Origin of the sequence: Saccharomonospora amisosensis (assembly GCF_011761185.1) — a bacterium.
GTDB lineage: Bacteria > Actinomycetota > Actinomycetes > Mycobacteriales > Pseudonocardiaceae > Saccharomonospora_A > Saccharomonospora_A amisosensis.
In genome coordinates, this window is sequence record NZ_JAAOYM010000001.1 from 1,315,555 (window position 1) to 1,336,062 (window position 20,508).

Consider the following 20,508-nt stretch of genomic DNA (forward strand, 5'->3'; position numbering starts at 1 on the left):
ACTACGTACCCCACCGCAGATACGTCGGGGTGGCGCGGCAGGGCAGCGTGCGCAGCGTGCCGTGATCGGTGCCGAGGGTGTCGCGCAGGGCTGCGGTTTCACCTGGCCACTTGGCGTGGGCGAGTTCGTCGAAGGCGAGCACGCTGCCCTTGGTGAGGTACGGCCGGACGGCGTCGATGGTGTCGCGGGTGGGCTCGTAGAGGTCGAGGTCGAAGTAGGCCAGGGCGATGACGGTGTGCGGGTTGTCCGTCAGGTAGCGCGGGAGGGTTTCGCGCACGTCGCCCTGGACGATCAGGGTTCGTCGGATGTGGCCGAGGTGTTCGCCCTGCTCGTGGGCGTCGAGCACGTCGCGCAGGTGGTGTGGGTAGACGTCGGTGAGCGCGAACCGGCCGGCGACGGCGCTGGGGCTCGTCGTGTCGATGTCGGTCACGTTGGGGAAGCCGATGAAGGTGTCGAAGCCGATGATCCGACGGTGCGGGTTGTACGGCTCGTACACGCCGCGCAACGCGGTCAGGGCGGCGAGGTGACGTCCGCGGTGCACGCCGAACTCCATGATCACGCCGGGCACGTTGAGGATCATTCGGTAGAGCGCGTCCAGGGAGAGCAGGTCGGTCAGGGGCTGCCTCCGCAGGTAGAGGGCCAGGTTGTCGACCAGTTCCACGGGTGGGATGGGGGTGTCGGACAGCAGGTCGGCGAGGCGGTGGCGGACGGCTCGCTCGTGGTCCGATTCGTGCGGCAAGATCCGGCCGTCGGCTTGATCGTTGATCACGTGGTCTCCCTGGGTGGTGCCCACAGCTGGGCGGGGGCAAGGCGGAAGTCGCTGGCGTAGCCGAAGATGTCGGCGGGGTGGCGGTGGCCGTGGTGCAGGGCGGCGACGGCGCCGATGAGCAGCCGGTGTGACACGATCAGCGCGGGGCCGTGTTGGGTGGCGAGGTCGCCGGCGATGGTCGCGGCTTCGAGTGCGCGTTCGGCGAACGCCCGGAGGCTTTCGCCTCCGGGCAGAGCGCTGTCCGGGTTGTCGGCGCGCTGTTGCCGCCAGGTGATGTAGTCGGGCGGGTACTGGTTCGAGGCGAGACCCAGCACGCAGTGCGGGGCGCGCCATTCGGCGAACGCGCTGATCGGATCGGCAATTCGGCTGTCCAACGCGCGGGCGACGATGGCGGCGGTCTGGCGAGCGCGGCGCAGTGGGCTGGATGCGATGAGCGCCGGTTGCCAGCGATGGTCGCGCAGCTCGCGGGCGGTCAGTTCGGCTTCGACGGTGCCTGCGATGGTGAGTGGGCTGCCGGGCCGGGCGTGGGCGCCGGGGCGGCAGAGCCCGTCGTCACAGGTGCCGTGGCGCATCCAGAGCGCGGCGAGGGTCATGTCATGCACCAGCCCCCGTCGACGGTGAGGCACTGGCCGGTGATGAACCGCGCGTCGGGGGAGGCGAGGAAGTCGACGGCGGCGGCGATGTCGTCGGGGTGTCCACGGCGTTTGACGCACTGGCGGTCGAGCTGCCGGGTGATCATCGCGTCGTGGTCGGGGACGACGGCGTGTTCGGCCGGTACTTCGATGGAGCCTGCGCGGACGCAGTTGACGGTGACGCCGTGTGGTCCGAGTTCGCGGGCCAAGGCGCGGACGAGTCCTTCCAGGCCGCTCTTGGCCGCGATGTAGGCGGCGAGGTCGACGCGACCGAGTTGGGTGAGCACCGAGGACACGGTGATGATGCGGCCGTGGCCGCGCGTTGTGAGGGACGAGGTGACGAGCTGGGCACACGCCGCGTGCGTGATCAGATTGACCTCGATCTGCTCACGGAAGGTGTCCAGGTCGAGGCTGGTCCAGGGGACGCGCGGATAGGCGCCGGCATTGGACACGAGGACTTCCAGCCGGTCGGCGGCGTGCTCGACTTCGTGTGCGAGCGTGTCGATCGTCATCGGGTCGGTGAGATCGCCCGTGATCGCCGCTGTGGCAGCGCCGCGTTGTTCAACGGTGGCCAGCACGTTGTGCAGATCCGGGTCGTCGTAGAGGTGGGTTAGGATGAGGTCGTAGCGGTCGGCGAGCCGTGCGGCGATGGCCGCGCCGATGCCGGAACCGGCACCGGTGACGATGGCGACGGAACGGGCCACGGTCAGTTGACCTCCGCATCTGATGGTGTGAGGGCGAGGAATTCCGGCAGGGTGATGTCCGGGTCCAGTGCTTGGGCGAGCAGGGCCAGCGACAGCGCAGTGTCACGGGGTTCGAGGTCGGCGAGGTGGTAGACGGCGAGCAGCCGCATCACCAGGTACGGGCGCATCCACGCCATCAGGTCGTCGATGCCGAGATGGCGGGCGACGGGCCGGATGATCTCGTCGAGGTAGCGACGCAGGACATGTCGGCGGGCTCGGCTGGGCGTGTGTCGGTAGTCGATCACCAGCGATGAGCCGGTGCGTTCGACCTGGACGGACGGCTCGGCGAGGCTCGCCTGGGTGAGCGCTGAGGGGTGATCGTCGAACGCGGCCCGGTTGTAGTGCGGGGTGAGCCATGCGCCGTGGAGGCGTTGGTAGAGCAGGAAACAGGCGAACTCGCCAGGCAGCGCGTTGAGTCCTCCGGTGTCGTAGTCGAACCACACCGGTCCACCTGCGGGCGACCACCCGATGTTGATGTCGGTGGGATCGCCCTGTGTGACGGCGGCCCAGACCGGGCTGTGGCGGGCGAAGTGGACCCGCAGCCTGGTCATCAGCTCGGCGAAGTCAACCGCGTGCTCGCGGCCGTTGACGACCAGTCGCACGTCTGTCAGATCCTGCGGGCGGACTCGCCGGGTTCCATTGGTGATCGGCCACGGTGCGTTGGGTCTGTAGTACTGGTCGAGGCGGCCATCGGGAGCGGCGCGGTCGCCGTAGAGCTTGCTGATCGTCTCGCCGTTGGTCGTGGGGCGAAGGGTGCTGCCGATGACGTGCTGGTATTGGCGGAACACCGCGGTCAGGCAGGTGTCGAGGCGCACCATGTTGCCCGTGAGGTCGGCGTGGGTGATCTCGTCGAGCAGCAGGCCGTGATCGTGGCCGAGGTACGGCCACCGGTCGTAGGCGAGCACGGTCCAGCGGGCGACCCGTCGCGCGCCACGCAGCCCTGGTACAGGGTAGAACTCGCGGATACGCGCGTGTCCTGCGCATTCGGCGCCGGCCTCATCGTGGTTCGGGTTGGCCTTGACGAACAGCGCGTGTCCGGCCCAGTCGACGTGCCAGGTGTGGTTGGCCGTGAAGCGTCGGTGGTTGGCGATCCTCAGCATGAGCAGTCACCACCAACCGGCGAGATCACTTGCGAACTCGGCGATGACCTCCGCCGGAAGGTCGGCAAGGCTCGCCGACTGTGACCACATCGCGTCGTCCAGGTGGTCGCGCACCGGGCAGCGGTCGGCGAGGGCCAGCATCTGGGAGAACGTGGTGGCGATGGCGTGGTGACGTGCCCTCCCGGTGGTCCACTTGGTGTGGGCGTGGCGACCGTAGAGCCCGATGACGTGCGGGCCGGTTCCGTCCGGGCGTTCGGTGAGCGCGGCCAGATGGGTCAGGCCCGTGTCGTTGCCGATCACGACTTCGGCTGACGCGAACACGTCCAGGCAGTCCACTGCATCCAACCCGGCCAGAACCTTGACACCGTCGAAGGCCATCGGCTCGGCATCGCTACTGGTGATCAAGGTGAACGTCCACGCCGCCAGGAAGCGCTGGGCGAGGACAGCCGCGATGCGGGCGAAACCGCTTGCACCGTAGTCCTTCCGGCTCGGCCAACTGGTCGCCGAGACGAACACGACGTGGAACGGTCGTGCCCGCTCCGTCGACATGAACGTCGGAAGCGGCGCGCGGTCGGCGGGGAGCCGGACGCCAAGGGCTTGTTCCGCGGCGAGGTAGTACCGCATCGGCAGAGCGGCGTGGACCTCCACGAGTTCGTCGTCCAGGATGTCCAGCCACGCCTGGGGTCGTTCGGGGATCGCGTGGAAGGTGAATCCCTTGCCGTGCCTGGTGTAGACGGTGTGCGGGCCTTCGGTGAGGCTTGTGCTCAACGGCAGCCGGCATCGTTGCATCAGGCGTGGACGTGGTCCCTCGTAGTGGAGTTCGGCGTCGCGTCCGGTCCCGTCGGCGAGGGCCTGAACGAGTCCGAGCGCGAGCAGGACATCACCGAAGCCGCGGTCACCGAGGACCACTGACCAGCCGCGTTCGTCGATCATGTCCGCGCCGCTGGTGTAGGACGGTAGTTCCCCGGCCGCGCGCCGGAACGGCAGCGCGCGGGCCAGGGGTGCGTGGTGGCGGGGGACGATGAGTGGCCCGCCGCGTTGCAGCGTCACCGGCTCGATCGTCCACGGGCTCACAGTCGCGTGAGGGTGCACAGCGGTACTCCCAGCGATTCCAGCAGCGGACGGGCGTTGCCTGTGGTGTCCTCGATCAAGCACGCGATGCCGGTCACCTCCACGGCTGACTCGCGGAGCACCGTGATCAGGTTGGCCAGCGTGTTCCCGGTGGTGATCTCGTCATCGACGATGAGCACGCGGGTTCCCGCGAGGTCGCCGTAGGTGAACACCTCGGTACGGCGGGCATGGGGTTCGCTGAAGCGCCGCTTGTCGGGCAGGTCGAGGTCGAGCTTCCAGGCCAGGCGGTACGGAAGGTCGCCGGCCAGTGCGACGGCGACGGTGGGCAGGATGCCGCCCGCGTCCAGTCCGAGCAGGAGGTCCGGGGCCGTGAACTCCGGGTGGCGCGACCACGCGTCCCACAGCGCGCCACCGGTCCGAAGCAACGTCGCGGGGTGTACCTGGTCGAGGATGCCGTCCAGCTCGTGAACGATCCGGACATCCCGAGTCTGCGGGGGCACGCCGAGACGGCGGACGCGCCGGGCCTGGTAGGCGAGGTCTTCGGGAACGGTGCGCATGCTCGACCCTGCAAACAGGTCTTCGGTGGTCATTCGCTGGTCCTCACGATGGTGTGGTCGAGTCGGTCGAGGTAGGCCAACAGTCGGTCTGTCGCGTCGACGAGTTGTCCGTGCAGGACCGGATCGCCGGGGTGACGGATGAGGTCGGACAGCTCAGGCGGTGCGCATTCGGCGGCGGGGTGAAACTCGCGGAACGCGGTGAGCACGTCGTCGGCGTCGTGGAGGTCGTGTCCGTCGGCGCGCAGGAGGATCTTGGCGAGCAGCACCAGGTGCTTGTGCACGGCGCGCACGTCCGGCTGATTGGCGGCGAGGAGGCGGCGGGTGGTCATCAGCACGAGTCCCAACTCGCCCCGGCTGGTGCGATCGCCGTGTGCGGCGCCCGGCACCGGCAGAAGATGGTCCGCTCGCCGGTAGAGCACGCCGACCCCTTGGGCGGCGCGGCGCAGCGACTGCACGACGCGCGGTGGAACCCGTAGGGCATCGATGTCGGCGGTGGTGAAGACGCTGAGGCCGACCTTGATCCCGTCGGGCGTGGGCAGGGCGCCCGCCACGTCCCGCAGCCACGCGGCGGGCGCGGTGTCACGAACCACGAGCAGGTCAAGATCGCTCCACCCGTCGCGCCAGCTCGTCGTCCCCGTGCTGCCCGTTGCGAGCACGAGCGCGACCTGCTCGTCGCACACGTGATCGACAGCCTGGCCTAACCACTCGCTCTGGGCCACCGGCCCACTTGCGTGGAGCGTCACCCTGGGCAAGTCAACGGTCGACGCGATTCGGCTGACGGCGAGCTTGAGTGCGCTCAGCGATCCGGAGTTGTCGATGAGGTGATCGGCGATCGCGGCGATCCCGTCCGCGCCGCGATCGCGCTTGGTCGCGTCGCGGCCACGCAACCGCGACTCGCTCTCCGCCGCGCGACTCGCCCGGACGGTCATGTCCGCATCGACGTACACGAGCTGGCAACGGGCACCCCAGACCCGTTTGAGGTGCGCGGTCGCCTCGAAGCGGTGCGCGCTCTCCAGGCTGATCGTGCGTGCCTTGGTCGTCTCGGCGAACCGCAGGATTTCGTCGGTAAGCCGCTCCGCCTGCTCCCGCTCCGACCAGTGCTCGTACGGGTCGGCGACCCCAGCCCGCATGGCGGCGACTTCCACCAGGTAGCCGATCTTCAACCTGGTCACGCCGTGCTCGTCGCGCAACAGTTCGCCGACTGTGCTCTTGCCGCTCTCGGACATGCCGCCCAGCACCCACAGCCGTTCCAACACGTCGTTCGGCAGCGGTTGCACGTTGACGCCCGCGTCAGCCAGGCGGCTCCGGAGCGTTCGTTGGACATCCACGATCGGGGCGTCGCCGACGTCGAGCACGGTGTGGTAGTCCCCGCGCTCGACCTGGATGGACAGGACGTCCGCGAGCGTGCGCTGGTAGGCGGCGTACCGTTCGTTGGCTGGCTTTGGCTCGCGCCGCAGCGCCTCGGCCGCTTCCCGTGTGGGGTCATCGGACCGGCGTAACAGCACGTGGACTTCGTGCCGAGGTGCGGCGACCGGGAGATCGGCCGCGAGGCGGTCCACCAGCCGGAGTGCCTTTGTCGGGGACAGACCGTCCTTGAGCGCGGCGGTGGCGGCGCAGGTCGCTCGGAGCATGGGTAAGCCGCGGTCTTCCAGGGCCAGCGGTCCGCTCGCGTCGCGGCGTGCGACGTGGCTACCCAGCATCAGTCCGACGTGCTCGGCCGTGGTGGAGCCGACGAACCACCAGTGGGCGAAGTCGCCGGCAGCGACCTCGCGCCATCGGGAATCCCAGGCATCCACAGTGCCTACGAGGTGGGCGCCGGGCATCCCACGGTGCAGCCAGGCGAGTTGCGTGGTCTTTCCGACGTTGTCGACGCCGTTGAGCGACACCGACAGGTGTTGGCGTACCTCTGCGGTCACGATGCGCTCCGGTAGGTCTTCAGGGGCCGCCACGCCGGGAGCCGTCGGTGGCCGGTGGCGACGTCGCGGATCAGGTCGTCGTAGGCGTCGGCCAGCTCGGCGAGCTGCCGCAGAGCCAAGCGGGCTCGATCCCGGGCGTCATTGGTGTTGATCAGGCTGTTCGCACGGACCCACGCGATCGCCAGGCGGTCGACGACCGAGCCGAGGGTTTCGGTGTGCAGGGAGGCGTCCGCGCGGCTGTGGACTTGGGCCGACACCCACTCGTCGATACGTTCCACCAGGGCGACGCGTTTGGCGTTGAGGTCGTCGATGAGCCGCTTGCTTTCGGCGATGTCGTCGGCGGAGGCGCCGGAAGCGCGGCTGACATCCTCGGCTTCCCACTGCTGCTCGTGTTGGGCGGCCAGCTCGTTCGCCGTGTCGAGGACGAGCTGGCCGGGATGCTCTCTGCTCGTGGTGTCGCGGAACGCCTCAATGATCGACGCGGATCGCGGCAGGATCTCCCGCACTCGTGACACGTGCTGTGCGACCTGTTCACCGCTGTCAGCCATGATCGGCACCTCCCCTTTCGGTCGATGTGGGCTGGGGTGCGCCTGCGCCGAGGGCGGTCGGGGCATCCTCGGCGCAGGCGCGGCTTACTCAGGCGAGGCTGGGCTGTGCGCCGCTGGGTTGACGGCTGAGCGACGCGACCAGCACTCGTTGAACCTCGGCCGAGGCCGGTAGCGCCCAGCCGACGATGGACGGGGGCACCCGCCAGCGATACGGCAGGCCGTCACGCGCCGATGGCGGGATGGGCAACCACGCCCCGCTCGCGTGCAACTGCGCGTGTGCGTTCGCGGCCAGCTCAGGACGCAGCGGTTCATCGCCGCTGCGCACGAAGAACAACCATGAACCGAAGGGCGTGACGGCGACCGGACCACGCCGGGCCGGCGAGAGCTGCCCCAGCGCGCGTTGACCGTGGACGGCGGGTACCTCAACCCCGTCGACCCCGGCTCCGCACGCCAGCAGCACCGAGTACGGCCGCCGTGTCCACCACTCCATCGCCACTTCCGGGTTGGTCGTCGTGGCCAGTTGCCACAGCGCGGCGACCGGTTCCAGCCCGGCCGCGCCGGACCTGCCCAGCCAGGCCCCGTGCTTGGCAAGCTGGTAGGTTCCCGGCAACACGGGCCAGCCGTGCTGCGCCAGGTCGACGGCGGTGGCACGCGTTTCGGCCCAGGCCAGTCCCGGAATGCCCGGCACCAGAGGTGCGCTCGTCGGTCGCCGAGCGGCGTCAATACGATCATTCACTGGTAGTCGCCTCCGCCTGACGTGGTGTAACTACGTCTACGAGTTCACCAGGCAGCAGGGACGAACACGACCACAGCGAGTGCCCACACTTGGGCCAGATCGGGGACATTGGGGGGACATTCCTGATCCGCGGGTGTGGCACGCCCTACCGTTGGTCCTGTGTCACCCGATGAGCCTCGCGTACCGAACACCGTGCTGATCGCCCTGCGCGAGCGGGGCGGGCTGTCCCAGCAGGACCTGGCTGACGAGCTGACGAGCCTCGCCACCCGGTACGGCAAGCACCCGCAAATCACGCGCAAGACCATCGGTCGATGGGAGCGCGGTGAAGTCGTGTGGCCCCAGCCCTTCTATCGCCGGCTGCTCGCCGAGTTCTTCGGTTGCGCGGGCGACGAACTCGGTTTCCGCAGGCCGCGCTCTGTCCGACCCGAGCAGGACCAGACCGAGCCTCTTCCCGCGCCGCTCACGTTCGCCACCGCGCCCGCGACCGCCGAGCCGCATGTCGAGCGCGACCAGGAGGAGTGGCGCCAGGTCCGGTCGGCCTTGGGCAGGCACCGCCGCGATCTCGCGGTGCTCGCCGAGGCGCTCTACCGCGACCATCGGGTGCCAGGACTGAAGAACACAGGCGTCATCAGCGCGCCCAACTGGATACCTGCCGAGCCCGTCCCGTTGCACGAGATCGCGCTGACGCTGGACTCTGTGGTCGCCGAGCCCACGATCACCGGAGAAGAACCCGAGAGCGCGCTGGTTCGTCCGCTGGCCACCATCGACGCCCGGTACCGCAGCTACCACGACGCCATCCGCGACCTCGCCGCACCACGCCTGTTCGAGAACCGGCTGTGCTTCCGCCTGCTCGGACTCGACTGGACGCAGCCGGGCATGCACTTCGGGCAGATGTGTTTCTTCGACGCGGTCGACACCAACGAGGCGCTTGCCCACGAATTCGCCGCACACCACCTCGCCATCGACGGCGACCGGGAAACCGTCATGCCGCGTGCCTCCATGCGGCGGCTGACATTCCGCAAGCTGATCGCAGACCCGTTCGACCTCGGCCGCCGACCGCTCATGGGAGCGATCGGCACCCTGACCATCAGGGGCGGCGACAGTCCCAGCGTCGTCCTTCACCAGCGTGACTCCGCCCGCGTCTCAGGCGGTGGCGGGATGGCACACCTGCTGCCCGCGGGCATCTTCCAGCCCTCCTCCGTGATCCCGGCCGCCGTCGCGGCCGACTTCTCGATCTGGCGCAACATCCAGCGCGAGTACGCCGAAGAACTGCTGGGCCATGACGAGTACGACGGCTCCGGTAAGCCGATCCGATACGACAAGCTGGAACCGTTCACCACGATGGACGAGGCACTGCGCGACGGTCACATCCGCGTGTTCTGCCTCGGCGTCACGCTCGACGCGCTCACTCTTGCCGGCGACATCCTCACCGTCGCGGTCATCGCCCCGGACACCTACGACACGCTGTTCGCCAACGCCGTTGAGACCAACTCGGAGGGCTCGATGCCCGCGCGGGCCTTTCCGTTCGAGGAGAACACCCTGAAGTGGCTCCGCGAGTCCAAGCGCCTCTCTCCCGGTGCGGCGGCGGCGTTGCACCTTGCCTGGAGCAATCGCAAGGTGCTGCTCGACTGAACCGTTAGCGCCGATTCTCTCCTCGCGTGTTGCCACCTGGTCAGGTCGATGCCGAAGTACCTGATCCTTCGGTGCCGCAAGACATGCCACTAGATCCGTCCTGCTGGACGGGGTCAGTTGCGCTGTCTGTGCGGCGGCGCTGCAGATGGTCGTGCCAGTGATGCGCTGTGCGGCGACACGATCCGGATTTGGGATGCGCGTGCCGTCGGCCGATTCCGGCGCGGCGACTCGTTGTCGACTGTCGGGCGGTGGCTGGAGAGCCAACTCGAACGCACCCGTGCCGACAGCTGTCCGACCACACGTCCGACCATGGTCGGAAGCCGTGGTCGTTGGTGCCAAGGGCGTCCGGAGGAGATTGGTGCTCGCCACTGGGGGAAGATTCGCTGCGCGAGAATCGGCGTTAGTGGGCCAGTCGGTCGGCCACCGTTCGGCCAGTGAGCAGGCCACCTATGGCTGGCCTGTCGACTGGCCGTGCATGGTGCGCTGTTCGCGCAGGTCAGTAGCCCTTGTGAGCGGGCCGAGCGGGTCGCCCGAGATCTGGAGATCCAACCGTAGACATCCGGGGCGCGTCATGAGCGCGATGGCCGCGCACGGCGTTGCGGCCCGTGCGGCGGTGGGCGGACTTGAGAGTAACGGCCTGGTCTCAGTCGGCCGTACTGGTGTCCAAAATCGGCCCAAAAATCGGCCTTCAGTAGTGCAGGGGTTTCCTGGCACACTGGAAGGGACGGTCGATCATGGTCACCACCCGCCGAAAGCGGCGAGATCACCGATCGCAACGCGCCGGTCACGGCGAGATCACTCCACGGTCACAATCCACCGGTTTTTGGTCACGTTTGGGTCACGGGCCAGGATTTTGGGGCCGAAATCCGGAGTTCAGGGGTGCCGGGGATCTCTCGGCTGCTCCGGCCGGAAGGTGGTGGTGATCATGGTGGACGGTGCTGACCGTGCTGGTGGCCGTGGCGTGGTGGGTGCGGATGGGTTGGCGTCTCGTTCCGCGTCTGGGTCAGCGTGGCCTCGGCGTTCTGAATCCGCCGACCAAAACGCCGAGGCCACTGGTACTCAACCCGCTGGTCAGCGGTGGTATCGGCGGGAGCGGACGGATGGCCGACTGAGGAGTGATCCTCACCCATCCGCACATCGGGGGCGCGCGGGGCGCGGCGGCCGGCGGGCCGGGGAGCCTGACGCGGGCCTGTGGTTCCGTCTTGTCGATCGGGATCGACGCCTGCTGGCGTTGCTGGCCGAGCACAAGGTGCTGACCACGAACCAGATCGCCGCGATCGAGTTCCTGTCGGTGCGGCGCGCGCAGGATCGGCTGCGGCACCTGCGGGAGCTGGGCGTGGTGTTCGCGTTCCGCGAGTCCTATCTGCGTGGCGGGACGAGCCAGACGCGCTACGCGCTGGGCTACCTCGGCGCTCGGCTGATCGCGGCGCAGCGTGCGGAGAAACCGCCCGCGCCGAAGGCGTACACCGAGAGCCTGGAACGGCTGGCGCTGTGGCCGAAGCTGGAGCACCAGCTCGGCGTGAACGACTTCTTCTGTGCCCTGGCCGCCCACCGCAACCCCGCCCGGCTGCGCGAGACGGGCCGCGAGGGTGAGGTGAGCGGCCTGACGCAGTGGTGGTCGGAGAAGCGCTGCACCGAGTTCTTCTGGAAGTACCTGGGCGGTGGCCGGGAGACCCGGCTGCGCCCGGACGGGTATGGCTGCTGGGAAGAGTCGGGACGTGTGGTGCGGTTCTTCCTCGAACACGACACCGGCACCGAGTCCCTGGCGAAGGTCACGGCCAAGCTCGACGACTACGGCGCCTTCCCGACCGACGCCTTCGGCGTTCTGCTGTTCTCGGTGCACTCAGCCCGGCGGGAGATCGCCCTGCGGGCGGCGCTGCGCCGCGTCCTCGCTGGCTCCGACCTTGGTTTCGTGATCGCCACCGCGGCCCGCGACCGCAACGCCTTCGGCCACGCCGATGGCCCGGCAGGGCCGGTCTGGGGCCTGTGGACGCCGCAGGGTGGCGACAATGTGCCGCGCCGGTACAGATTGGCGGAGTTGCCCCAACGTGGCCCGTCCGTCGAACACAGCGTCTCGAACACCGATCAGCCGCTCAACGAGGCCGCGTTCGACCGCATGGACCCGGAGATGTTGCGCTGGATCAACACGGCCCAGCCCGAACCGGCCGACCCGGCGGGCTATGCAGTCGACGATGACGACCTCGATGACGTGGCGCTCTACGACGACGCGGACGATGACGACGTGTACCGAGCCCCGGCGCGGCCGGACGCGCTGCGGCCCCGGCGGACACGCTGGGCCGCCTGAATCCCTCTGCCCGCAAGGGTTCCCACACGCTTTCGCTTGCCTTGAGGAGGAGGTGACCGACGATGACGTGACCCCGTGCGAACGACACCGACGACGGGCGCGCCTGTCCGCGTGGCTTCGGCCCGTCGTCCCTGCGCAGCAAAGAAATCTGGACCCGTTGTACGTCGAGCTGTCCACCGTGGTCCCATACCTGGCGAGACCACACCGGGACGCCGAGACAGGTCGAGACGAGACACCGAGACCACAAGCGAGACCAGCGAGACACCCAATCTCGCAACAAGTGTCGCGGTCCCGGCGGCGGTCTCGCCGAGTGTCTCGAATGGACAGTAGGAGGGTTCAGTCAACCGGTGATCGCTGGCCCCGACGGGCGCTACGGCAGTCGGGGAGTCGAAGCGGCACAAATGGTTGGAGCAGTTCAGACCCCCCAGCCGGTTCTTGAATCGCGCGTAGCGGCGCGGCCATCACCCCCACCACGAACCCTCCTGTGTAGAGGGTTCCGGGGTGCTGGTGACCAGAGAGTCGGCGGGTCCTGCTGATCGACGGTTGCCCAGTGACCGCCCGACAGCCGCTCGCGACTTCCCGCCCAGTGCGGGCTCGCGGGTACCGAGGTGCACCATGCCCCAGCACACACCCGACCACGCCCAACACGACCACGAACAGGACAGCGGCGGCGATGACGCCACCGTGCTCCCGTTCCGCCCCACACGATCAGCTACACAGGACACCTGGCGCGTGGAGCGGATCGACACCGAACCGATGACCGCCCAGCAATACGACCTCGCCGTCACCACCCTGGCCACGCTCATCACACAGTGGCGTAACAATCAGGAAAACACGAAGGAGGACCACAAAAAAGCCGCATAGCACACGGAATTCCGCTTCCCCCTCCACGCCCGGTGAGGGATAATGGAACCATCGTGACATCGCCTGTGAGCTGCGGTTTTAACTTCACACTAGCAGTGAGCTAGCAGCCACGTAGTCGCCCTGTAGTAGTCGGAAACGACTACTACAGGGCACACGGAAATACCGAACCAAGGGAGTCGGAATAATGGCGCGATCCACGACCGCGCAACGCACCAAGAAAGCGGCGATGACCACACTCGGCGACGATGTACGGGTGGGGATCTACGTGCGGCGCTCCACCGACGACGAGCACCAGCCCTACTCGATCGAAGCCCAGGACACCCGCCTGGACGCCTACATCGGCTCGCAGCCCGGCTGGCGGCTCGTGGCGCGGTTTCCCGACGACGCCTCCGGCGCCACCACCGAACGCGACGGGCTGCAACGCGCGCTCGCCGCCGCCCGCGCCGGGTTGATCGACGTGCTGCTCGTCTACCGCGTCGACCGGTTCTCCCGCAACCTGCGGGACATGGTCATGCTGCTCGACGAACTCGACTCCGCCGGAGTGGTATTCCGGTCGGCGACCGAGCCCTTCGACACCTCCACCCCGATGGGCCGCATGCTCGTGCAGATGCTCGGCATGTTCGCCCAGTTCGAGCGCGACACCATCATCGACCGCGTCATCGCCGGCATGGAACGCAAGCACGCCAAGGGAAAGTGGAAGGGCGGCAAACGCCCCTTCGGCTACCAGGTCGACAAGGCCACGCACACCCTCGTCATCGACGAGCACGAAGCGGTGATCGTCAGGTTGATCTTCGACCTGTACACCAAAGACCGGCTCGGGTCCCGCGCCATCGCCAAAGTGCTCAACGACCGGGGCCACCGCACCAGCTCCGGCGGCAAGTGGTCCGGCTACCAAGTCATCCGCGCCCTAAACAACCGCGTCTACCTCGGCGAACTGACGTTCCGGGAGACCACCGTGACCAACACCCACGCACCCATCATCGACCTCACCGCCTGGGAGCAAGCCCAAGCCATCCTCGACGCCCGCGGCGAATCCCACGCCCACCGCGCCGCCTCCGGCTCCGACTACGTCCTCACCGGACGCCTGCGCTGCCCCAAGTGCGGCAAGGCCATGATCGGCACCCGCGCCACCGGACGAAACCGCACCTACCGCTATTACACCTGCTGGAACCTCGCCCGTTACGACGCCAGCAAGTGTGACTTCAAGCGCCTGAACGCCGACGCCGTCGATGCGGCCGTCCTGGACGCCCTGGCCGGCTTCTACCGCACCCGGCACGACCTCATCGCCGACGCCATCGCCCACGAACAGGAGCAGCACCAGGCGGCACACGCAGACCGGCACGCCGAACTCGCCGCCGTCGACAACGAACTGACCAAGACCGGCCAAGCCATCGACCGCTACCTGACCGCGTTCGAGCGCGGCACGATGGACGAAGAACTCGTTGCCGACCGCCTCACCGAACTGCGCGCCAAGACCAAGCAGCTCCGCGTCCGCCAAGACGAACTCACCCTCTCGCTCGACGACGAACCGGTGGTGCCGGAGCCCGCTACCCTGGCAGCGGTAGCCGATCACATCGCCGAGATCATCACCAGCGGCACCCACAACCAGATCAAGGCACTCGTCGAAGCCCTGGTCGCCAAGGTGACCGTCACCGGCCCCGACCGGCTCATCCCGGTCTTCCGCATCCCTCAGCCCCGCAACAACGACGGGGCCGCACCCGCCCTACCAGCGGATACGACCCCGAACGGAGTGGTTCGCACAATGACTAAATCGGTGGGCCCGGTGGGACTCGAACCCACACTGGCACGGACCTAAACCGTGTGCCTCTGCCAATTGGGCTACGGGCCCGACACCGGAAGCCTAGCGTGGCCGCACCGGACTGCCGGTGGCCGGTGCGGCGAGCGGCCGCCGGGTGATCTACCGTGACATCCTGCGAGAAGACTGCCCGGTGAGGGAGGACACGTGGCGCGCGACCCTGAGACGATCGAACGCGACATCGAGAAGGCCAGGGAGGCTCTCGCGGCCACCTTGGACCGGATCGGGGAAAAGGCGAATCCCAAGCAGTTCGCCGACTCCGCGAAGACGAGCCTCGCGGCGAGGCTGAGCGAGCCGAGGGTGAAGTACCCACTGATCGCGGCCGGTGCGCTGATCGGCGCGCTACTGCTGCGCAAGCTACTGCGCTGACGCGCCAGAACTCGAAAGTGTGAATAGGCCCCGCGGCGAACTCTTCGCCGCGGGGCCTAATGTGTCGACCGGTGGTCTCTCAGCCGGTGAAAGTCGCTGAACTCGCAGGCGCGCCGTTACGAGCGCCTGCCGCCGACGGGTACCTGGCCTGTGCCGTGCCCGTGTCAGGACGCCCGGCGGGGGACGGCGTCTTGCTCAACTCCTTGCGCGGCACCGCACGGCCTGACGAAGTCCGCGTCGCCGCTCCCTGCGGTTGCGAGCGCTCTGCCTGCTTCGGCGCGGGTGTGGCGCCGTGCCCCGCCACGGGGCGGGCGTCGTCCTTGGCTTTGACCTTGTCGTTGGCTGTGTCCGTGGCCGTCGCCGGTGCCGTTGCCTCGTCAGAGGGCTCCGTCCTGGCGAGGCGAGCGGCGATGTAGGCGGAGGTGAACTCCAGCGCGCTGCCGTTGAGCAGGTGCACCACGGTGGGGCGGGTGCCCTCCGGCACCAGCTTCTCGACGAGCTGGTCGGCCCTGTCGCGGGCGGCGATGATGCCTGGCGCCTTGCCGCTGAGCTTCCTGTCAAGGCCGGTGACGGTGACCGTCCAGTCGTCCTTGTCCTGCGCGTACATCGCGGTGATCGTCTGCACCACCGGTCTCACCCCTCTCTGGACAGCAGACCCACAACAAGAGAGTGAGTTCGGCTGACCTTTATGACGCTGAAGCCAGTCTGTAACGCGTCGTTGCTTCCAGCAATACGAAACGACTCAACGCGCTACTGAGAGTGATAACCATCTCAGTATCTCGCCACTTAGGGTGACGCATCTGCGCCGCAGCGTTGATCATCGTTGCGCTAGGTGTGCGAGTCCTCCCCACAGCAGGTTCATGGCGTACTCGGTGGCGAGGTCGGGAGTGACTTCTTCGTGCCGCTCGCACCAGATCGCCATTCGCTCGCATCCTCCCACTACGAACTCGGCGGCCACCCGCGTCGCGACCGGGTCGGAACTGTCGAGGTAGGCGGCCATCAGGTGGGCGATGAGATCCGTCTGCTGGGTGCGCGTGGCCTCGATCTCGTCGGCCGCGGAGGTGCCGATCAGGGTCATCTCCTGGCGTAGCAGTGACCAGGCCTGCCGGTGTTCGCGGATGAAGACGAAGAACGCGTGCAGGCCTCGGCGCATGGCGTCCTCGGCATCTCCGGCCTGCGCCACGGCTCGTTCCGTGGCACCTCGCAATTCGGCCCTCGACGCCTGGATGCAGGCAAGGAGCAAACCCTCCTTGGAGTGGAAGTACTCGTAGAGCATCGGCTTGGAAACCCCGACTCGCTCGGCGATGTCGTCCATCGAGGCGGCGGTGAAGCCCTGCTCGGCGAACACCGCCTCGGCGACCTCGATCATCTGCCGCTCACGTTCGGCCCTCGGTACGCGTTTGCGTCGGGCTGGGGGCTTTGCCGTTGTGCTCACGAGCGCTATTCTACTTGAAGTAACCTACTATCAGTAAGATGGACTCCAGGTAACACCTACTTGTGGCACGGAGGCAGCATGGGCAACCGCACCGAGACCGGGGTGGTCATCGTCGGAACCGGGTTCTCGGGCCTGGGGATGGCAATCCAGCTCCGCAAGGAGGGCCGAGAAGACTTCGTGCTGCTGGAAAAGGCCAGGGAAGTGGGTGGTACCTGGCGCGACAACACCTACCCCGGCTGCGCCTGCGACATCCAGTCACACATGTACTCGTTCTCCTTCGAGCAGAACCCCGACTGGTCGCGCTCGTTCTCCCCGCAGCCGGAGATCTTCGACTACATGCGACGCGTCGCCCGCAAGTACGACCTCTATCGCTTCATCCGATTCGGTCAGGAGATGACCGCCGCGCGGTGGGACGCCGAAGAGAACCGCTGGTACGTCAGCACCGCTTGTGGTGACGAGTTCGTAGCACGCTACCTGGTCAGCGGCGTCGGCGCGCTGCACCTGCCACACATCCCCGAGTTGCCCGGGATCGAGCGGTTCGCGGGCAGGTCGTTCCACTCCGCTGAGTGGGATCATGACTACGACCTGCGTGGCAAGAGGGTCGCCGTGGTGGGCACCGGTGCCAGCGCCATCCAGTTCGTACCCCAGATCGCCGAGGATGTCGCCCAGCTGACCGTCTTCCAGCGCACCCCACCGTGGATCATGCCCAAACCCGACCACGCCATGCCGGAGTGGGCCAAGCGGCTGTTCACCCGGGTACCGCTGACCCAGCGGGTCTACCGTGACCTGCTGTACTGGATGCTGGAGCTGCGCGCGATCGGCTTCAACGGCAACCCGCGTGTCATGAAGCTGGCGCAGAAGATCGCGAAGCGGCATATCGACAGCAACATCACCGATCCCGCGCTGCGCGAGAAGCTCACCCCCAACTACGTCATGGGCTGCAAACGGGTGCTGATCTCCAATGACTACTACCCGGCGCTGAACCGTGACAACGTCGAGGTGGTCACCGACGGCATCGCCGAGGTCACCGAAAACGGCATCGTCGACACGGCCGGAGCGCGCCGGGAGTTCGACGCGATCATCTACGGCACTGGCTTCCACGTGACCGACGCCTTCGACAACCTCGACATCATCGGGATCGGCGGGCGAAACCTCGGCAAACAGTGGGCCGAGCAGGGCATGCAGAGCTACCTCGGCGTCACGGTCACCCGCTTTCCGAACCTGTTCTTCCTGCTGGGGCCCAACACCGGGCTCGGTCACAACTCCGTGGTTTTCATGATCGAGCAGCAGATCCGCTACGTCGCCGAGGCGATCCGCTACGTCGAGAGCAGCGGCGCCGACGCCATCGACGTGCGGTCGCGGGCCCAGGAGCGGTTCAACAACGAGGTGCAGCGAAAGCTCACCGCGGGGATCTGGACCCAGGGTGGATGCAAGAGCTGGTACCTCGACGCGCAGGGGGTGAACCGGACCATCTGGCCCGGGTTCACCTGGCGCTACTGGCTACGAACCCGAAAGCTCGACCCCAGCGACTTCCAGCTGCTGCGGTCGGTCAACGCGGAGCGGCCGACAGTTCCTGCAAGCGCTTGACCAGCTCCTGGGTCTGCAGCCCGCAGAGCTCGGCCATCCGGTCCAATGCGGTGCGGTCGAGGTGGACGTCGGGTGAATCGGACAGTGCGAGCCTGCCCTGCGCCCACCGGCGAAGTGGGCCCAGTTCGGCCTGGTCGTCGGCGGCGACGGTGGCGAGGTTGATGCGCAGCTTGCCGGGCTCGTCGGAGAAGACCCGCCGGTGCACCCGGCCGAGTAGCTCGTGTGGAGGTTCGTCCAGTGCCAGGCAGATCTCCACCAGCCGCACAACCGAGCACTGCCGGGTGCCCAACTCGTAGGTCGCCAGCGTCTGCAGCGAGATGTCGCTCTGCAGCCGGTCGTTGAGCTCCTTGCGCGTCCACCCGCGCTTCTTGCGGAGCTTGCGCAGCTCCTCGCCCAGCACCCGCTGGTAGGCGTCCGCGTCGATCTGCACTCCAGCTCCCCTGCCCGCGTCGCGTTGGCTGGCCCACTGCTGAGTCGGCAGTGTCGTCACGTCATGTACGTCGTCGACAAGTTCCACAAGGAATGAATGCGCAAACGCCACTTGCCTTACGCACCTTGCGGTGGAATTTTCGACCAACGGCCGTGATCCAACCCGAATGGGCTAACCAGACCGACGCGAACACCTCGAAACCGGGTAACTCGCCGCCCACAGCGGGGGACTCGCGGGCGGGAACGGGGGACTCGCGGGCGGGAACGGGGGACTCGCGAGTCAGTTCACGCAGGTGACGTCGTCAGCCTTGATCGGGGGATCGGTCGGCTCGGTTGATGGCTGGCGCAGCGCACCAGCCGCGCTGCCCATGGCGGCCCCGCCCGTGGTGGAGCCACCGCCCGCGGAGTAGTCCGGCGCCAGCAGCACCTGAACGTGCCCGGTCTGCGCGTCGGCACTCTCCTCCACCTCGATGTCGCCGCCGAGGGCATCGGCAACCGACTCGCCCGCCGACCGCTCTCCGTTCGCGACCTGGATCACACTCGTGTCCCTGGGTGCGGCGTTGGCGACCTCGCCCTGCAGGTACCCCTGCTCGACCAGCGAACCGGACACGGTGCCCGCCAACCCGTCGATACCGGACGCGTTGTAGACGTCCACCGTGATGTCGGCAGGCGACGGTGCGGGTGTGGAGCCGGAATCACCGCTCGGCCGCTTCTTCCCGGACAACCCCTGGATGAACTGTTTGACCTCGTCGGGGTCCAACTTGATCGCCATCCCGTCGGTGCTGGTCTGGTACTCCGGGTTCTCGACCGGAACCGTGCGGAACTCGATCTGCCCCCCGGTGAGTCCCTTCATCTGCTGGGCGAACGACAGGATGTCCCAGCCCTCGTTCACCACCATCGACTTCTTGATCGCCTCGGAGAGGGCACCGAGCTTGCTCGGATCGGCAAGCGTGCCCGCGGAGAGCACCTTGTGTGCCAGGCCAGCCATGAACACCTGCTGGCGCACCACCCGGTCGAGGTCGCCACGGAGCAGGCCGTGGCGCTGCCGCACGAAAGCCAGCGCCTGCACTCCCGAGATGGTCTGCCTGCCCGCGTCGAACTTCGCACCCGAGTAGGGGTCGTCGACCGGTTCGTTGAGACACACCTCGACACCACCGATGGCCTTGGTGATGTCGTAGAACCCGAGCAGGTTGATCGAGGCGTAGTTGTCGACGGTGACACCCGAAATGTTCTCGACGGTCTTGATGAGCGTCTTCGCGCCCTCCTGGTTGGCGCGCACCTCCAGATCCCGCTCCTCGCTGACACCCTCGTCCTGCAACTGCTTGCGTGCGGCGAGCTTGCCACGGGCATACGCGGAGTTGATCTTGTGCCTGCCGTGGCCAGGGATGGAGACGTAAGAGTCACGCGGGAACGAGATCGCGACCGCCTTGCTGCCGTCGTTGGGGACGTGCACCAGGATCAGCGTGTCGGTGTTCAGTTCGCCATCGGACACACCCGCGCGAAGCTTCGCCAGCATCTCCTGGGGCAACGGATTGCCCTGGGCGTCGGTGCGGCTGTCCATCCCAACGAGCAGGATGTCGCGCGAGCCGTCAGCAGGTAGCTCCCCGCCACCGTCCTCGCCGATCACGTCGGCCATCGTCAGGCCGTTGACCAGGCCCTGCATCGCGGCCCACGCGTAGCCGGTGAGCGTCATGACCAGCGCCGAGACCAGAGCCAACGCGATCTTGGCGACTCGCCGCGGGCGGCGTTTCGCGGCGGGTGCCGCGGGTGTGCGGGCAGGCCGAGCGGGCGGCCGCCGAGCTGGAGGCGGCGCGGGCGGGCGCCGGTTCGCAGGTGGCCGCCCGCTGGGGACACGGTCCTGGCCGGGACGTCCGGGTCGACCGGCGGGTGGGTATCCGCCTTCCCGCTCCTGCCACGACCTCGCGGGGCGGCCGCCCCGCGGGGGATATCGCGGCGGGTAGTCCACGCCAACCGCTCCTCTCTCGACGACTGTCCGCCA

Annotated in this window: 20 protein-coding genes and 1 tRNA gene; 7 read left to right on the top strand and 14 right to left on the bottom strand. The window is 67.8% G+C overall.

Annotation, left to right across the window (positions count from 1 at the left end; genetic code table 11):
* Nucleotide 1: 1 nt before the first annotated feature.
* The 9 genes from FHU38_RS06445 to FHU38_RS06485 form a co-directional block, all read right to left on the bottom strand.
* The gene (locus FHU38_RS06445; protein WP_167167635.1) at nucleotides 2–769 is read right to left on the bottom strand and encodes a TylF/MycF/NovP-related O-methyltransferase; all 768 of its coding nucleotides are present in this window, start codon (nucleotides 767–769) and stop codon (nucleotides 2–4) included.
* Nucleotides 766–1,362 carry a histidine phosphatase family protein gene (locus FHU38_RS06450; protein WP_167167639.1) on the bottom strand — a complete coding sequence of 199 codons (597 nt, stop codon included), beginning with the start codon at nucleotides 1,360–1,362 and terminating at the stop codon, nucleotides 766–768. The genes FHU38_RS06445 and FHU38_RS06450 overlap by 4 nt, the downstream gene beginning before the upstream one ends.
* On the bottom strand, nucleotides 1,359–2,105 hold the full coding sequence (locus FHU38_RS06455; RefSeq protein WP_167167642.1) for an SDR family NAD(P)-dependent oxidoreductase: 747 nt from the start codon (nucleotides 2,103–2,105) through the stop codon (nucleotides 1,359–1,361). The genes FHU38_RS06450 and FHU38_RS06455 overlap by 4 nt, the downstream gene beginning before the upstream one ends.
* A 2-nt stretch (nucleotides 2,106–2,107) precedes the next feature.
* Nucleotides 2,108–3,244 carry a hypothetical protein gene (locus tag FHU38_RS06460; RefSeq protein WP_167167645.1) on the bottom strand — a complete coding sequence of 379 codons (1,137 nt, stop codon included), beginning with the start codon at nucleotides 3,242–3,244 and terminating at the stop codon, nucleotides 2,108–2,110.
* 6 nt (nucleotides 3,245–3,250) lie between these two features.
* On the bottom strand, nucleotides 3,251–4,294 hold the full coding sequence (locus FHU38_RS06465) for a glycosyltransferase family 9 protein (RefSeq protein WP_313886676.1): 1,044 nt from the start codon (nucleotides 4,292–4,294) through the stop codon (nucleotides 3,251–3,253).
* A gap of 20 nt (nucleotides 4,295–4,314) precedes the next feature.
* Nucleotides 4,315–4,905, bottom strand: coding sequence for a phosphoribosyltransferase (locus FHU38_RS06470; protein WP_243852202.1), 591 nt, complete (start codon nucleotides 4,903–4,905; stop codon nucleotides 4,315–4,317).
* On the bottom strand, nucleotides 4,902–6,788 hold the full coding sequence (locus tag FHU38_RS06475; protein WP_313886677.1) for a hypothetical protein: 1,887 nt from the start codon (nucleotides 6,786–6,788) through the stop codon (nucleotides 4,902–4,904). The genes FHU38_RS06470 and FHU38_RS06475 overlap by 4 nt, the downstream gene beginning before the upstream one ends.
* Nucleotides 6,785–7,294: a DUF4254 domain-containing protein gene (locus tag FHU38_RS06480; protein ID WP_313886678.1), complete on the bottom strand. Its 510-nt coding sequence runs from the start codon at nucleotides 7,292–7,294 to the stop codon at nucleotides 6,785–6,787. The genes FHU38_RS06475 and FHU38_RS06480 overlap by 4 nt, the downstream gene beginning before the upstream one ends.
* A 130-nt stretch (nucleotides 7,295–7,424) precedes the next feature.
* Entirely contained in the window at nucleotides 7,425–8,072 is a 648-nt protein-coding gene (locus tag FHU38_RS06485; protein WP_313886679.1) for a bifunctional DNA primase/polymerase, read from the bottom strand.
* A 159-nt stretch (nucleotides 8,073–8,231) separates the two neighbouring features.
* On the opposite strand from FHU38_RS06485, the gene FHU38_RS06490 reads away from it, so the two are divergent.
* From FHU38_RS06490 to FHU38_RS06510, 5 genes are all read left to right on the top strand, one after another.
* On the top strand, nucleotides 8,232–9,704 hold the full coding sequence (locus FHU38_RS06490) for a helix-turn-helix transcriptional regulator (protein WP_313886680.1): 1,473 nt from the start codon (nucleotides 8,232–8,234) through the stop codon (nucleotides 9,702–9,704).
* Nucleotides 9,705–10,639: 935 nt separating this feature from the next.
* Nucleotides 10,640–10,816 carry a hypothetical protein gene (locus FHU38_RS06495; protein WP_167165465.1) on the top strand — a complete coding sequence of 59 codons (177 nt, stop codon included), beginning with the start codon at nucleotides 10,640–10,642 and terminating at the stop codon, nucleotides 10,814–10,816.
* A gap of 119 nt (nucleotides 10,817–10,935) precedes the next feature.
* Complete coding sequence (locus tag FHU38_RS06500; RefSeq protein WP_279590173.1) at nucleotides 10,936–12,009, top strand: replication-relaxation family protein; 1,074 nt, start codon at nucleotides 10,936–10,938, stop codon at nucleotides 12,007–12,009.
* 615 nt (nucleotides 12,010–12,624) lie between these two features.
* Nucleotides 12,625–12,873, top strand: coding sequence for a hypothetical protein (locus tag FHU38_RS06505; RefSeq protein ID WP_167167651.1), 249 nt, complete (start codon nucleotides 12,625–12,627; stop codon nucleotides 12,871–12,873).
* Nucleotides 12,874–13,099: 226 nt separating this feature from the next.
* Nucleotides 13,100–14,689, top strand: a complete 1,590-nt coding sequence (locus FHU38_RS06510; RefSeq protein ID WP_243852427.1) for a recombinase family protein — start codon at nucleotides 13,100–13,102, stop codon at nucleotides 14,687–14,689.
* Here the strand turns inward: FHU38_RS06510 and FHU38_RS06515 are convergent.
* Nucleotides 14,649–14,722 (bottom strand) — tRNA-Leu (locus FHU38_RS06515). The genes FHU38_RS06510 and FHU38_RS06515 overlap by 41 nt on opposite strands.
* Before the next feature lie 114 nt (nucleotides 14,723–14,836).
* Between FHU38_RS06515 and FHU38_RS06520 the strand changes: the two genes are divergently transcribed.
* The gene (locus FHU38_RS06520; RefSeq protein ID WP_167167654.1) at nucleotides 14,837–15,058 is read left to right on the top strand and encodes a DUF3618 domain-containing protein; all 222 of its coding nucleotides are present in this window, start codon (nucleotides 14,837–14,839) and stop codon (nucleotides 15,056–15,058) included.
* Nucleotides 15,059–15,137: 79 nt separating this feature from the next.
* Here FHU38_RS06520 and FHU38_RS27195 read toward each other — a convergent pair whose 3' ends face one another.
* Nucleotides 15,138–15,686 carry a hypothetical protein gene (locus tag FHU38_RS27195; protein ID WP_390623235.1) on the bottom strand — a complete coding sequence of 183 codons (549 nt, stop codon included), beginning with the start codon at nucleotides 15,684–15,686 and terminating at the stop codon, nucleotides 15,138–15,140.
* A gap of 189 nt (nucleotides 15,687–15,875) precedes the next feature.
* Entirely contained in the window at nucleotides 15,876–16,493 is a 618-nt protein-coding gene (locus tag FHU38_RS06530) for a TetR/AcrR family transcriptional regulator (protein ID WP_167167657.1), read from the bottom strand.
* Between the two features lie 78 nt (nucleotides 16,494–16,571).
* On the opposite strand from FHU38_RS06530, the gene FHU38_RS06535 reads away from it, so the two are divergent.
* Nucleotides 16,572–18,080, top strand: a complete 1,509-nt coding sequence (locus FHU38_RS06535; protein WP_167167660.1) for a flavin-containing monooxygenase — start codon at nucleotides 16,572–16,574, stop codon at nucleotides 18,078–18,080.
* Here the strand turns inward: FHU38_RS06535 and FHU38_RS06540 are convergent.
* Both FHU38_RS06540 and FHU38_RS06545 read right to left on the bottom strand, forming a co-directional pair.
* Nucleotides 18,043–18,510: a helix-turn-helix transcriptional regulator gene (locus FHU38_RS06540; RefSeq protein ID WP_167175666.1), complete on the bottom strand. Its 468-nt coding sequence runs from the start codon at nucleotides 18,508–18,510 to the stop codon at nucleotides 18,043–18,045. The two genes, FHU38_RS06535 and FHU38_RS06540, sit on opposite strands and share 38 nt — an antisense overlap.
* 279 nt (nucleotides 18,511–18,789) lie before the next feature.
* Nucleotides 18,790–20,475 carry an LCP family protein gene (locus FHU38_RS06545; RefSeq protein WP_449314272.1) on the bottom strand — a complete coding sequence of 562 codons (1,686 nt, stop codon included), beginning with the start codon at nucleotides 20,473–20,475 and terminating at the stop codon, nucleotides 18,790–18,792.
* Nucleotides 20,476–20,508 lie beyond the last annotated feature (33 nt).